Annotated in this window: 10 protein-coding genes; 6 read left to right on the forward strand and 4 right to left on the reverse strand. The window is 65.5% G+C overall.

Features of this window, described 5'->3' with window-relative positions; translation table 11 throughout:
* Nucleotides 1-74: 74 nt before the first annotated feature.
* Nucleotides 75-659: a hypothetical protein gene (locus tag AB7532_RS24380; protein WP_441237232.1), complete on the reverse strand. Its 585-nt coding sequence runs from the start codon at nucleotides 657-659 to the stop codon at nucleotides 75-77.
* Between the two features lie 64 nt (nucleotides 660-723).
* Here AB7532_RS24380 and AB7532_RS24385 point away from each other — a divergent pair, with 64 nt between their 5' ends.
* Entirely contained in the window at nucleotides 724-1,158 is a 435-nt protein-coding gene (locus AB7532_RS24385; protein ID WP_441237233.1) for a hypothetical protein, read from the forward strand.
* Between the two features lie 5 nt (nucleotides 1,159-1,163).
* On the opposite strand, the gene AB7532_RS24390 is transcribed toward AB7532_RS24385, so the two are convergent.
* From AB7532_RS24390 to AB7532_RS24400, 3 genes are all read right to left on the reverse strand, one after another.
* Complete coding sequence (locus AB7532_RS24390) at nucleotides 1,164-3,566, reverse strand: bifunctional diguanylate cyclase/phosphodiesterase (RefSeq protein ID WP_441237234.1); 2,403 nt, start codon at nucleotides 3,564-3,566, stop codon at nucleotides 1,164-1,166.
* Between the two features lie 104 nt (nucleotides 3,567-3,670).
* On the reverse strand, nucleotides 3,671-5,089 hold the full coding sequence (locus AB7532_RS24395) for an MFS transporter (RefSeq protein ID WP_441237235.1): 1,419 nt from the start codon (nucleotides 5,087-5,089) through the stop codon (nucleotides 3,671-3,673).
* A 128-nt stretch (nucleotides 5,090-5,217) separates the two neighbouring features.
* Nucleotides 5,218-5,724, reverse strand: a complete 507-nt coding sequence (locus AB7532_RS24400) for a YciE/YciF ferroxidase family protein (protein ID WP_441237236.1) — start codon at nucleotides 5,722-5,724, stop codon at nucleotides 5,218-5,220.
* A gap of 427 nt (nucleotides 5,725-6,151) precedes the next feature.
* Here AB7532_RS24400 and AB7532_RS24405 point away from each other — a divergent pair, with 427 nt between their 5' ends.
* The 5 genes from AB7532_RS24405 to kdgD all read left to right on the forward strand — a co-directional run bounded on the left by AB7532_RS24405 (nucleotide 6,152) and on the right by kdgD (nucleotide 13,007).
* Nucleotides 6,152-7,234, forward strand: a complete 1,083-nt coding sequence (locus tag AB7532_RS24405; RefSeq protein WP_441237237.1) for a lysylphosphatidylglycerol synthase transmembrane domain-containing protein — start codon at nucleotides 6,152-6,154, stop codon at nucleotides 7,232-7,234.
* A gap of 80 nt (nucleotides 7,235-7,314) precedes the next feature.
* A complete protein-coding gene (locus AB7532_RS24410) occupies nucleotides 7,315-9,270 on the forward strand; it encodes a hypothetical protein (protein WP_441237238.1) in 1,956 nt (651 codons plus the stop codon).
* Nucleotides 9,271-9,559: 289 nt separating this feature from the next.
* Nucleotides 9,560-10,900, forward strand: a complete 1,341-nt coding sequence (locus AB7532_RS24415; protein WP_441237239.1) for an MFS transporter — start codon at nucleotides 9,560-9,562, stop codon at nucleotides 10,898-10,900.
* Nucleotides 10,901-11,026: 126 nt separating this feature from the next.
* Nucleotides 11,027-11,932, forward strand: coding sequence for a LysR substrate-binding domain-containing protein (locus AB7532_RS24420; protein ID WP_441237240.1), 906 nt, complete (start codon nucleotides 11,027-11,029; stop codon nucleotides 11,930-11,932).
* A 130-nt stretch (nucleotides 11,933-12,062) separates the two neighbouring features.
* The gene (gene kdgD, locus AB7532_RS24425; protein ID WP_441237241.1) at nucleotides 12,063-13,007 is read left to right on the forward strand and encodes a 5-dehydro-4-deoxyglucarate dehydratase; all 945 of its coding nucleotides are present in this window, start codon (nucleotides 12,063-12,065) and stop codon (nucleotides 13,005-13,007) included.
* Nucleotides 13,008-13,012 lie beyond the last annotated feature (5 nt).

Consider the following 13,012-nt stretch of genomic DNA (forward strand, 5'->3'; position numbering starts at 1 on the left):
ACGATGCGACACCGGCGCTGCAGCACGAACTCACGTTTGATTGCGGCTGATTGCACCGAGGGCAGCAAGGCCTCCTAGGGCAGCAAGGCTTTGGGCACGCGATCGAAACGGTAGCTCTGCGGCTGATTGCGCCGCACGAAGCCACCGACCTGCCAGACGAACAGCGCGGCAAAGCCGATGATGAACAGCACACCGGCGAATTCGCCGATCAGGAGCGCGCGGATCAGCAGCCCCGCCATCGCCACCGTCAGCACCGACAGGAACGCCAGCACCGCCGCATAGGTCGTGCGACCGAGACCCGCAGTCAGCGTCGCGCGGCTGCCGGCCTGCGCCATCCGTGCATGCAGTTCGAGGATGAAATCGCGAAAGCCGTTGTCCTGCGGCGCCATCAGGGCGGCGGTCTGCCAGCTCGTGGACATGATCCTGATGTGCCCACCGCCGCTGTGGCTGACATCCGCGCGAAAGCGGTGCTGCTGCATCGACACCGGACGGAACGACAACCTGACAGCACTGATCTCGTCATAGCGCCACAGGCCGGAGCGGCCGGCAATGTGCCAGGACAGGCCCTCGTCCGTCAGCTCGAAGCGGTGCGCCGAGCCGATCAGCGACGCCTTGTAGGCGTAGCTCGCTCCCGGCGCCGGCTCAGCTTCCGATACCATGTTCACACTCGATCCCGTCCCGATCCGCTTGCGCGATCGCCCTCGCCCATCCTACAAGCGAGGCATGGCTGAGACGACCTTTTTTCCACGCCGCCTGATTCTCGGCGCCGCCATGATCTCCGGCGTGCTGCTCGCGCTCGCCGTGCACATGCTGGGCGCGCGCTACGGTCTCGACCTCGGCGGTCTCTGGCGCTCCGACACGCACGAGTTCATTCCCGCGGGCGCGGCGATCGCCTGGTGGCTGATCGCAACCGTCGGCTTCTCCGGCGGCTACTTCACCGCGAGCTTGATGCAGAGCGCGGTCTCCGGCCAGATCCCGCAGCGGATGCGGCAATTCCTGATCGCGGTCGGTGTGCTCCTGCTGGCGGGTGCGGGCCAGGTGGCCGCGGCGCCGAGCCCGGTCCCGACCGTGTCGGGCGTGCTCGCGGGCCTCGCCGCACTGTGCCTCGGCGCCGTGATGGCATTCTGCGGCGCGCATTTCGCATTGCGCCGCGGCTAACCTTCTCAAGCCGACGCGCGCAGCCGTGGCGGACGTCCCAGCATCAGCGCCACATCGGACGCAGGCCGCGGCTTGCTGAACAGATAGCCCTGCGCCTGGGTGCAGCCCTCGCGCCGCAACAGCTCGAGCTGCGCATCGTTCTCGACGCCTTCCGCAGTGGTGACGATGCCGAGGCTGCGCCCGAGGCCGGTCACGGCGCGGATGATGGCCATGGAATCCTCGCGCGTCGCGAGCTCCGACACGAACGAGCGGTCGATCTTGATCTTGTCGAAGGGGAAGCTGCGCAGATAGCTCAGCGACGAATAGCCGGTGCCGAAATCATCGAGCGAGATCCGCACACCCATGGCGCGCAGCTCGTGCAAGGTGGTCAGCGTCGCCTCGCTGTTCTGGAGCAGCACGGATTCGGTGATCTCGAGCTCCAGGCGTCGCGCCTGGAGTGCCGAAGCGGCCAGCGCTTCGGTCACGGTTGCGATCAGGTTCGGGCTCTTGAACTGGATCGGCGACAAATTGACCGCCACGTCGACGTCGTCGGGCCAGGTCGCCGCGTGAGCGCAGGCGCTGCGCAGCACGAATTCGCCAAGCTGGACGATGAGGCCGGTCTCCTCGGCCAGCGGAATGAAGTTGATGGGAGCGATCAGGCCGCGATGCGGGTGGTTCCAGCGCAGCAACGCCTCGAAGGCGACGACCCGGTCGCTGACGACGTCGCGGATCGGCTGATAGTAGACCTCGAACTCGTTGCGCTGAAGCGCCGCGCGCAGATCCATTTCCAGGAGGCGCCGCGCCTGCGCGCGCGCATCCATGCCGGTCTCGAAGAAGCGGTAGGTGCCGCGGCCGTCCGCCTTGGCGCGATACAGCGCGAGGTCGGCGTTCTTCAGGAGCTCGTCCGGATTGCTGCTGTCCTGCGGCGACAGCGAGATACCGATCGAGACACCGATCACGATCTGATGGTCGTCGATCTCGTAAGGCGCCGAGATCACCTCGACAAGGCGGCCGGCAAGAGCTCTTGCCGCAGCCTCCTCCGACCGTCCGATCTGAACCACGGCGAACTCGTCACCGCCGAGGCGTGCCACGGTATCGCTCGCGCCGACGGTGGCCTTCAGTCTGCATCCGACCTCCTTCAGCAGCGCATCGCCGATGGGATGGCCGAGCGAGTCGTTGATGTCCTTGAAGTGGTCGAGATCGAGACACAGCACAGCGAGCTGGTCGCCGGACTTCACGCGGCGCACGCCCTGTTCGAGCTGCTCGTGGAACAGCACGCGGTTCGGCAGGCTGGTCAGCGCGTCATGGCGTGCCATGTGCGAGATCTTGGCCTGTGCCTCCAGCCATTCGGTGATGTCTTCGAAGGTCGCGACCCAGCCGCCACCGTGCATCGGCTGGTTGACGACGCGTATGGAGCGACCGAACCGGGTGACGACCTGGGTGGTCGTGCGGCCCTCGCGCGCGTCGGCCACGAGGCGCGCGAAGAATTCGCTCGCATCGCCCTGCCACTGGCCCCTGGATTGCTCTTCCCGCAACACGTCGACGAGCAGGCGGCCGGCGAGCGCAATGTCGGTGCGGCCGAGCATCGCTGCGTAGCGTTCGTTGAAGAGCTGAATCTTGCCCTCCGCATCGAACATGCACAGTCCCTGCGACATGTTCTCGAGCGCGGTATCCAGCACGACTTGCTGGCGTCCCAACTCGCCCTTGGCGCGGCGGTCGAGCAGAGCCGCCGCGAGCGCGATCGCGATGATGGCGGCGGCGGCGCTGGCGGTGAGGATCGACAATGAGCCCGGCGGGATCGACAGGCCGCTGATGACGATCGCGGGATCCGGTGTCAATTCCACTGCGCCCATGGCGGTGAAATGATGCGCGACGATGGCAAGCGTCAGCAAACCCGTCGCACTAAGCGCGCTCGCCAGGCTGTCGCGTCGGCTCGCGACGAACAGGGCGAGCGATCCGAAGACGATGCCGAGGACGATCGATACCGTCACGGTGCCGGTCTCCCAGCCGATGCGCGCGGGAATCTCGAGCGCCATCATGCCGGTGTAATGCATGGCGGCAACGCCGCTGCCGACGACGGCACCTCCGAGCGCAACCAGGCCCCCTCGGGCGAAAGACACCGAAATGCTCACGCCGATGAAGGTGACAGCAATCGCGAAGATCAGCGACAGGACCGTCACCGGAACGTTATAGGCGCCACCCGCGCCAGGACCGTAAGCCTGCATCGCGATGAAATGGGTGGCCCAGATGCCGCCGCCGGCGACGACGGCATCGAGCGCGATCCACGAGACGCGCGCTCCCCCTCTCGCCGCTCGTGCGCGGTAGAACAGGCTGATCGCCGCCGCGCTGGCAAGCAGACAGACCGCTCCGCCAAGTGCGACCAGACGCCAATCATGCTGATCAGTCAGGCAGTAAAGAACTTGATACATTGCCGGCCCCTATTCCATCCGCACTAGAACCGGCAGAGATGGACAGTCGGTAACCGGCTATATGCCGGTTCCAAGGATGGTGAACAGAGAATGTGTGCGGCCGCTCACATTGCACGCGCTTTCGTGCTTGCACCGAGACCGATCACGGCGGCGGCAAGCATCAGGACGGCCGCCGATATGATGAGCGCCTGGTGAAGGCCCGACATGAACGCCGCGTCCGACGCCACCAGCGAGCCGAACAACGCGACACCGAGCACGCTGCCGGTCTGCCGCGTCGCGTTCAGGACGCCGGCGGCGATGCCGGAGCGCGCCTTCTCGACGCTGCCGAGCAAGGTCGAGGTCAGCGGCGGCACCAGCAGGCCAAGTCCGCCGCTGATCGCGATCATCTGCGCAAAGATCGCCCAATAGCTCGTCCCGGCTTCGATCCGGATCAGCCCGAGGCAGCCGAGCGCCGAGATGCAGGCGCCGGCCACGATGGTCGGGCACGGGCCGATGCGTTCAGCGAGGCGCGGCGCCAGCAGATTGACCGGCAGCACCGCCCCCATCATCGGCACGAACGCGAGCCCGGTCCACCAGGCCGACAGCCCGTTGATCCGCTGGAAGTAGAGGCTGAGCACAAAGATGAGCCCGTAAATGGCGATGTTGACGAGGAGGCCGACGATCGTGGTCAAGGTAAACAGCCGGTGACTGAACAGCGACAGCGGCAGCATCGGCTGCCCCGCGCGGCTTTCGCGCCAGACGAACAGCACGGCGAGTGCGGCGGCTCCGACCAAGGCGGCGATCACGGCCGGATGTTCAAAACCAAGCGCGCCGGCTTCGATGATCGCGCCGGCAAGCGCGGCCAGCGCACCGATCGCGGCGAGCTGGCCTGGGAGATCGATTTCGCGCGAAGGCGCCCGCGTGGTCTCGCTGGCAAAGCGCCAGCTCAGCCACAGGCCCGCAAGCCCGATCGGCAGATTGACCAGAAAGATCGCGCGCCAGCCAACCAGCGTGATCAGGGCGCCGCCGACGAACGGACCAGCCGTTAGCGCAAGGCTGGCGCCTGCAGCCCAGACCGCGACGGCGCGACCGCGGGCACGATCATCCACGTAGGCATGATTGAGCAGCGCGAGAGAATTGGGCACCAGGATTGCCGCCGCCAGCCCCTGGACCAGCCGCGCTGCGATCAGCACCGCGGCGTTGGGCGACAGCGCGCAGGCGAGCGAGGCCGCGGTGAAGATGGCGAACCCCGCCATGAAGACACGCTTGGCGCCGATGCGGTCGCCCAGCGCACCGGCCGTCAGGATGAAGGCCGCAAAAGCGATCGTATAGGCGCTGACCACCCATTGCAGCTCGGCGACGCCGCCGCCCAGCTTTTTTCCCATCGCATCGAGCGCGGTGTTGACGATGGTGACGTCGAGCTGCACCACGCCATAGCCGAGGCTCATCGCGGCCAGCGTGAGAGAGGTCGCAAGACGCGAGCCGGCACGTGGCGCGCCGGCTCCCTTGTCGAAGGTTTCGTATTTGACGGTGTTCACTCGCATGCTGCCACCTCGGTTGCAGCCCCATGCGAAACATACGCTTCCAGCGCACTGCCATGATTCGACAATGGCCGAATAATGAAAGGGCGCCGCGCAAACGACCGCGCGGCGTTTCCGTTGCTACGCCTCCGTTACCCCGCCGCGCGCAGATTCACCTTGCTCTCGGCGAGCGCCGTCAGCTTCTTATCGGTCGCCTTCTCCTCCTCGAGCGTCTTGGCGAGCACGGCGGCGCAGTCGCTGCGGCCGAGTTGCTTGGCCCAGGCAATCAGGCTGCCGTAGCGGACGATCTCGTAGTGCTCGGCGGCCTGCGCCGCGTTGATCAGGGCGGCGTCCAGCACCGCCTTGTCGGCGACTTCGCCTGCGGTCTCGTCGGCTTCCTCGATGATTCCGTCGATCGCGGGACAGTTGACTGCCTTTACCTGAGCGCCGTGCATCCTGAACACTTCCTCGAGCCGCGCGACGTGCTGCTTGGTTTCCTCGAGGTGCGTCAAAAAGCCCTGCTTCAGCTGCGGATCGGTGGCCTTATCTGCCATTTTCGGCAGCGCCTTGGTGAGCTGCTGCTCGGCGTAATAGATGTCCTGAAGCTGGTGCACGAACAGGTCGTTCATGGTCTTGATGTCTTTTGTGAACAGTCCCATCGTTCCGATCCTCTCGAAGTTTCGGGAACACGAAGGCGCCGGCTTGCACGAAAAGCCGCATATCCCGCTGTGTTCGATTGCTGATGAGCCGCTAACCGGCGCACGGCACCGACGTTCCAAAAAAAGCAGGCACCGCTTGCGCTGGAACAATGCGTGAAACGTCAGGCGATGAAATCATGTCGACGCGCGGGTGCGCGATCCGAACCCCGTGTCTCGACTCATATGCTTAACGCGCCCGATGTGAACCACATATGACAAAGCGGCCGGTCCAACGCAGAACCAATCCTTGTCAAGGGCTGCACAAGTCGCTGTTTTTGCCTTAAATGAGCTACATCATGCCTAGCGATCGAAGCCCGTTTCGGGCAGTGATCGTACCCGACCGGCCAATGTCTGGCCTGGTCGGTCTTGCCCCCCGCCGGGAGGATGAATGCACGGACTGCTGCCCGCGCTGAAACGCGGCTTCAAGAGATGGATCGGCTGGCGACGTCTCGGCGTTGCCGCGAGCGTCTTCATCATCGCCTTCGCGATCACGACGCTTGTGCGCACGCTCAAGCACATCGATACCGGCGTCATCTTGACCGCGTTGACCGAGATTCCCCGCGCCAATATCGGGCTGGCGGCGATCTGCGTCGTCTTCGCGTTCTGCACGCTGACCTTCTACGATTTTTTTGCACTGCGAACGATCGGCAAGAAGCACGTGCCCTATCGCATTGCGGCACTCTCCAGCTTCACGTCCTATTCGATCGGCCACAATATCGGCGCCACCGTCTTTACCGGCGGCGCGATCCGTTTCCGGATCTATTCGGATTACGGGCTGAACGCGATCGACGTTGCCAAGATCTGCTTCCTGTCGGGCCTGACCTTCTGGCTCGGTAACATCTTCGTGCTCTCGATCGGCATGGTGATCCATCCGGATGCCGCCTCGTCGATGGACCAACTCCCGTCGTCGATCAACCGGCTGATCGGGCTCGGCGGTCTCGCCTCGATCGGCGCCTATCTGGTCTGGCTCTGCATGGGCGAGAAGCGCCGCGAACTCGGCCAGAAGGGCTGGAAGGTGGCGCTGCCCTCGGCACCGCTGACGCTGGTGCAGATCATGATCGGCGTGGTCGACCTCGGCTTCTGCGCCACGGCGATGTACCTGCTGATGCCGGCCAATCCGCCGGTCGACTTCATGTCCCTGGCGGTGGTGTTCATCCTGGCGACGCTGATTGGCTTTGCCAGCCACGCGCCCGGCTCGATCGGCGTGTTCGACGTCGCCATGCTGGTCGCGCTGCCCGAATACGGCCGCGAGCAGCTTCTGGCGACCCTGCTGGTGTTCCGCATCCTCTATTTCGTGATCCCGTTCGGCCTCGCCATCTCCATCATGGGCGCGCGCGAGCTCTGGATGAACGTGGTCGCGCCCTGGCAGGAGCGGCGGCGGCTGGCGGAGGCCTGCGCGCAAGCCAACCTGCCCCAGCAGGTGGCCGCGATGGAGCGGGAGCGGGCGCTGCGGCAGGCCGGCAAGCGGTAAAAACGGTCAGACAAAGGTTGCGGGCGGGAGAACAATCCTCTCTTATTTCCGCCTCAACTTTGCCGTTGAACACCCGAGCCATGATCCCTTTATCCTTTCGTACCTTTCCCGCAGGCCTCCTGCTGCTTGTCGGGATTTTGACCGCTTTGCCGCCCGAGCGCGCAGGCGCGCAAGACGCCGGCGCGATGCAGATCTCCTGGGAGGTGCGCAACCGCTTCCGCCTGTTCCGCGAGGAGCGCGACTTCCTGCTCCATGCCGAGAACGCGCGTAACCGCAGCATTCTCGCCGCCGAGCAGTCGCTGGAGCTCCAGAGCGAGGGCCGCGGCTGGGCCCGCAACATGGTCAACCGGCTCTGCATCGACCTTCAGGGCCGGGTCAACCAGCCCTGCAACCGCGACAACGTCAAAGAGAACTACCTCACCCCGACCGACCATCCTGTGACGGTGCGCCTGACCGGCGCGGTGCCGGTCGGCGCCACCTGCGCCTGGTCGTTCGACGACGGCGACGGCCCGCAGACCTCGACCTTCGACTGCGCCGAGCCGATCAATTTGCGCGTGCGCTATGGCAAGCAGACGGTTGCAAGCGTCGATGTCTCCTCCGGCGCCGATCCGAGCCAGCGCGTCCAGACCGAGATCCAGGTTCGCGACATCTTCGTCGCGGGCCTCGGCGACAGCATCGCCTCCGGCGAAGGCAATCCGGACCGGCCGCTGCCGCTGTCGGACGATGGATTCTGCTTCCGCTCCTATCTCGGCACCGCCGGCGGAGGCCAATATTACCGGCCGAGCCGGGCCGGTTATAAGGGCGGCCGCGCCTGCGAGGCGCCGGATACGCTCGCCAACTGGCAGCGCTACAGCGCGCTGTGGTTCAACTCGCCCTGCCATCGCTCGCTCTACAGCTACCAGGCCCGCACCGCGCTGGCGCTCGCGGTCCGCTACGCCCACATCGCGGTGACCTTCCTGCCGCTCGCCTGCACCGGCGCCAGCATCGGCGACGGGCTTCTGGGCTCGCAGCGCGCCCGCGAATGCCCGCCAGGCAAGACCGGCGTCTGCAACACCAGCGTGAACGCGCAGGTCGCCGAGCTGCGCGAGGCGCTCACCGCCGCCAGGAAGCGCCAGCCGGATCGCACGCTCGACCTCGTGCTGCTCTCGGTCGGCGCCAACGACATCTACTTCTCCGGCCTCGTCGCCGACGTCATCGTCGACACCGCGACCGAGCGCGCGCTGTTCCGCCGCTCCGGCGTGATGGCGAATGTCGACGATTCCCGCGACGCGCTGGCACGCGAGCTGCCGCAGAATTTCGTCAAGCTGCGCGAGGCGCTGAAGCCGCTGGTCGGCGGCGATCTCTCGCACGTGGTCTATGTCTCCTACGCCAACCCCGCGCTCGCAGACGGCGGCGTGCCCTGCCGCGGCGGCCGCGCCGGCTTCGACATCCATCCGTCCTTCAACGCCGATCCGCAGCGGCTTGCCCGCGTCTCGACCTTCGTCGACACCGAGTTCCTGCCGCAGTTGAAAGGGCTCGCCACCTGCACCCGCGGGGCGCTGTGCCGCGATCCCGAAGCCGACCGCATGACCTTCGTGGATTCGCATCAGGCCGCGTTCGCCGATCACGGATTTTGCGCGCATTCGGGCAACGACCCCGAATTCGACCGCACGTGCTTCGCCGAGAACGGCCAGAGCTTCAATCCCGACATCGTGAGCGCGGCGAGCCAGCCGATGCTGTGCGGCCGCGGCGCCTCGGAGTATCGCGCCTATCTGCCGCGCGCGCGCTGGATCCGCGACGCCAACGACAGCTATTTTGCCGCGATGACTTATCCGCAGGGATTGCCCGCAGCGAGCCAGCCGACCGACATTCACGACGCGACTTGGGGCGTACTCTCCGCCGTCTATGGCGGCGCCGTGCATCCGTCTGCCGAAGGCCATGCCGCGATGGCGGATGCGGCGCTTCCCGCTGCGAGTGCGGTGCTCGGATTGGATGCGGCGCCGCCGAACGTGACGCGCGGGCTGCTCGCGCCACTGTTGCCGGCCGCGCAGCAGTAGCTCCACACACTCAGTGTCATCGCCCGACTTGATCGGGCGATCCAGTACGCCGTGACAGCGATGACTGAACCGAGAAGCCGCGGCGTACTGGATTCCCCGCCTTCGCGGGGAATGACAGCGGGGTAAGCGGCAAGCACAGTCGCGATCTCAGCGTAACGTTTCCCCCACCTGCCGTTCCATCAATCCAAAAATGGTATCGATCGATACTCCCTTCAACTTGGACACTTTGCCGCGTGCGCCTCTAGGAGTCGCTTCGAGGAAAACGTTTCGAGTTCTGAGGAGGCGCGTGATGAGCGCAGTGGTGTCCGCAACGGACGTGAGAAGGTCTCGCGTCAGGTTGTTCATCGTGACCATGTTGTTCCTGGTCACGACCGTCAACTATGCCGACCGCGCCACGCTGTCGATCGCGGGCCCCGCGCTTTCCAAGGAGCTGCATCTCGATTCCGTCGCCATGGGCTGGGTCTTCTCGGCGTTCGGCTGGTCCTATGTGATCGCGCAAGTGCCGGGCGGCTGGCTGCTCGACCGTTACGGCTCGCGTCTCGTCTATGCCTTCAGCATCATGGTCTGGTCGATCTTCACGATGATGCAGGGCTGGGTCGGCTTCTTCAGCGCCGGCACCGCGATCGCGGTATTGTTCGGCCTGCGCTTCCTGGTCGGCATCGCGGAAGCGCCCTCCTTCCCCGCCAACGCCCGCATCGTCGCGGCCTGGTTTCCCGGCAATGAGCGCGGCACCGCGTCGGCGTTCTTCAATTCCGGACAGTATTTCGCGACCGTGATCTTCGCGCCGCTGATGGGCTGGATCGCTCATGATTACGGCTGGCGCTTCGTGTTCTACGTGATGGGCGCGCTTGGTGTCGTCATGGGCATCGCGTGGGTCAAGACCGTCTACGGTCCGAAGGAGCACCCCGGCATCAACGAAGCCGAGTTCGACTACATCAAGGAGGGCGGCGCGCTGGTCGACCTCGATGCGCCGAAGGATGAGCGCGCACCGGACTCCGGCCCGAGATGGGACCACATCCGGCAGTTGCTCTCCAACCGCATGATGCTCGGCGTCTATCTCGGCCAGTATTGCATCAACACGCTGACCTATTTCTTCCTGACCTGGTTTCCGGTCTACCTCGTCAAGGAGCGCGGCCTGTCGATCCTGCAGGCCGGGTTCGTCGCGACGCTGCCTGCCCTGTGCGGCTTCATCGGCGGCGTGCTCGGCGGTGTCATCTCCGACGCGATCCTGCGCAAGACCGGCTCGCTGACGCTGGCGCGGAAAATCCCGATCGTCGGCGGCATGCTGCTGTCGATGTCGATCATCGCCTGCAACTATGTCGATGGACAGGCGCTGGTGGTCGGCTTCATGGCGCTCGCCTTCTTCGGCAAGGGCATCGGCGCCCTCGGCTGGGCCGTCGTCTCCGACACCTCGCCCAAGGAAGCCGGCGGCGTCTCCGGCGGCCTGTTCAACACTTTCGGCAACCTCTCCTCGATCTCGACCCCGATCGTGATCGGCTACATCCTGGCCGCGACCGGTTCCTTCAACGGCGCGCTGGTGTTCGTAGGCCTCAACGCGCTGGTGGCCGCCTTCGCCTATCTCGTGGTGGTCGGCAAGATCGAGCGGGTGGTGCTCAAACGTTCCTCCTGAGCACTCCGGGTGACCGGAGTGGGACAGGCAACTCAACGGCGGCTTCTTCAGCCGCCGTCTTTGTTTTGGGGGTGATCGATGCTAGAAGTGCCTGGGAAACGCCTTATCCATCTAAGGCATGTATCGATGTTCGACCTCAACCAGCTCCGCTGTTTCGTGACAGTTGCGGAGGAATTGCACTTCGGCCGCGCCGCCGCGCGGCTGAACATGACCCAGCCGCCGCTGTCCCGGCAGATCCAGGTGCTCGAGCACATCATCGATGCGCCCTTGCTGGAGCGCACCAGCCGCTCGGTGCGCCTGACGCCTGCCGGCCGCAGCTTCCTGCCCGAGGCCCGGCGAATCCTGAAGCTTGCGGAGAGCGCCTCGCAGGTCGCCCGCCGCATCGCGCTCGGCAAGACCGGCTCGCTCAAGATCGGCTTCACCGCCGCCGCCGCCTATGGCTTCCTCCCCGAGCTCGTCGCGGCCTGCCGCGCCAAGCTGCCGGAGGTCGACTTCTCGCTGAAGGAGATGGTCTCGGGCGACCAGTTCGAGGCGCTGACCTCGGGCCAGATCGACGCCGGCCTGCTCAGGCCGCCGATCGCCCGCCCCGAGCTCACCAGCCGCCGCGTCGTTGCCGAGCCCCTGCTCGCCGCGATCCCGAAGAAGCATCCGCTGGCGAATGCCGAGAGCATCACCATCAAGGATTTCGACGACCAGCCCTTCGTGATGTATTCGCCCTATGAGAGCCGCTACTTCCACGACCTGCTGGTCGCACTGTTCACCCGCGCCGACATTCTGCCGCGCTATGTCCAGCATTTGAGCCAGATCCACTCGATCCTCGCGATGGTGCGCGCCGGGCTCGGCCTTGCCATCGTGCCGGCGGCGGCGGCGAGCCTGAAGATCGCGGACGTGCGGCTGCGGCCGCTCAAGCTGCGCACGCGCGTGCCCGTCGAGCTGTTCATGGTCTGGCGACGCGACAACGAGGATCCGCTGCTCTCGGCGCTGGTCAAAATCGCCGGCGAATTGTCCTCCGCGGAGGTGGCGGAGGATTGATGCTCAATCCGCATCGGTCGATATAGGCTTTGGCTTGGACGCGCATCGAACGGTTGCCTAAACAACGGCGCATGGACGCGCAGGCCTCAAGCCCGCGTCCTCCACAACACGCAATCAGGGAGCCGCGCCCATGAGCAAGATGACCCCACAGGAAATGGCCCAGACAATCGGATCGGGCCTCCTGTCCTTCCCCGTCACGCCCTTCAAGGCGGACTATTCGTTCGACGAGGCGACCTACCGCGCCAACATGGATTGGCTGTGCGGCTATGACGTCGCAGGTCTCTTCGCCGCCGGCGGCACCGGCGAGTTCTTCTCGCTGACGCCGTCGGAAGTTCCGCATGTGGTCAAGATCGCGGTCGAAGAGACCAAGGGCCGCGTGCCCGTGCTCGCCGGCACCGGCTACGGCACCGCCACCGCGCGCGAGATTGCGATTGGCGCGGAGAAGGCCGGCGCCGACGGCCTGCTGCTGCTGCCGCCCTACCTCACCCATTCCGAGCAGGACGGCCTTGCCGCCCATGTCGAGGCCATCTGCGCCTCCGTGAAGATCGGCGTCATCGTCTATAACCGCGACAACGCCATCCTGCAGCCCGATACGCTCGCCCGCCTCGCCGAGCGCTGCCCGAACCTCGTCGGCTACAAGGACGGCATCGGCGACATCGAGTTGATGACCCGCGTCTACACCAAGCTCGGCGATCGCCTGACCTATGTCGGCGGCCTGCCGACGGCCGAGACCTTCGCGCTGCCCTATCTCGACATGGGTGTGACGACCTACTCCTCGGCCGTGTTCAACTTCGTGCCGGAGTTCGCGACCAATTTCTACGCCGCGGTGCGCAAGCGCGACCACGAGACGATCAATGCCGGGCTGAAGAATTTCATCCTGCCGCTGATCGCGATCCGCAACCGCAAGAAGGGCTATGCGGTCTCGATCATCAAGGCCGGCATGAAGGTGATCGGCCGCGATTCCGGTCCGGTCCGCCCGCCGCTGACCGATTTGACCGAGCAGGAGATGGCGGAACTCACCGCACTCGTGCAAAATCTGTCCGCCGCAGGATCGACACAACAGGCGGCAGAATAACAAAA

This window comes from Bradyrhizobium sp. 930_D9_N1_4 (genome assembly GCF_052076015.1).
In the GTDB taxonomy this organism is placed as follows: Bacteria; Pseudomonadota; Alphaproteobacteria; order Rhizobiales; family Xanthobacteraceae; genus Bradyrhizobium.

What these genes read in the sequence shown, in the direction of transcription:
- AB7532_RS24380 (WP_441237232.1), bottom strand. Translation starts at nt 659, where the DNA reads ATGGTATCGGAAGCTGAGCCGGCGCCGGGAGCGAGCTACGCCTACAAG.
- AB7532_RS24395 (WP_441237235.1), bottom strand. Translation starts at nt 5,089, where the DNA reads ATGCGAGTGAACACCGTCAAATACGAAACCTTCGACAAGGGAGCCGGC.
- kdgD (WP_441237241.1), top strand. Translation starts at nt 12,063, where the DNA reads ATGAGCAAGATGACCCCACAGGAAATGGCCCAGACAATCGGATCGGGC.
- AB7532_RS24420 (WP_441237240.1), top strand. Translation starts at nt 11,027, where the DNA reads ATGTTCGACCTCAACCAGCTCCGCTGTTTCGTGACAGTTGCGGAGGAA.
- AB7532_RS24415 (WP_441237239.1), top strand. Translation starts at nt 9,560, where the DNA reads ATGAGCGCAGTGGTGTCCGCAACGGACGTGAGAAGGTCTCGCGTCAGG.
- AB7532_RS24400 (WP_441237236.1), bottom strand. Translation starts at nt 5,724, where the DNA reads ATGGGACTGTTCACAAAAGACATCAAGACCATGAACGACCTGTTCGTG.
- AB7532_RS24405 (WP_441237237.1), top strand. Translation starts at nt 6,152, where the DNA reads ATGCACGGACTGCTGCCCGCGCTGAAACGCGGCTTCAAGAGATGGATC.
- AB7532_RS24390 (WP_441237234.1), bottom strand. Translation starts at nt 3,566, where the DNA reads ATGTATCAAGTTCTTTACTGCCTGACTGATCAGCATGATTGGCGTCTG.
- AB7532_RS24385 (WP_441237233.1), top strand. Translation starts at nt 724, where the DNA reads ATGGCTGAGACGACCTTTTTTCCACGCCGCCTGATTCTCGGCGCCGCC.
- AB7532_RS24410 (WP_441237238.1), top strand. Translation starts at nt 7,315, where the DNA reads ATGATCCCTTTATCCTTTCGTACCTTTCCCGCAGGCCTCCTGCTGCTT.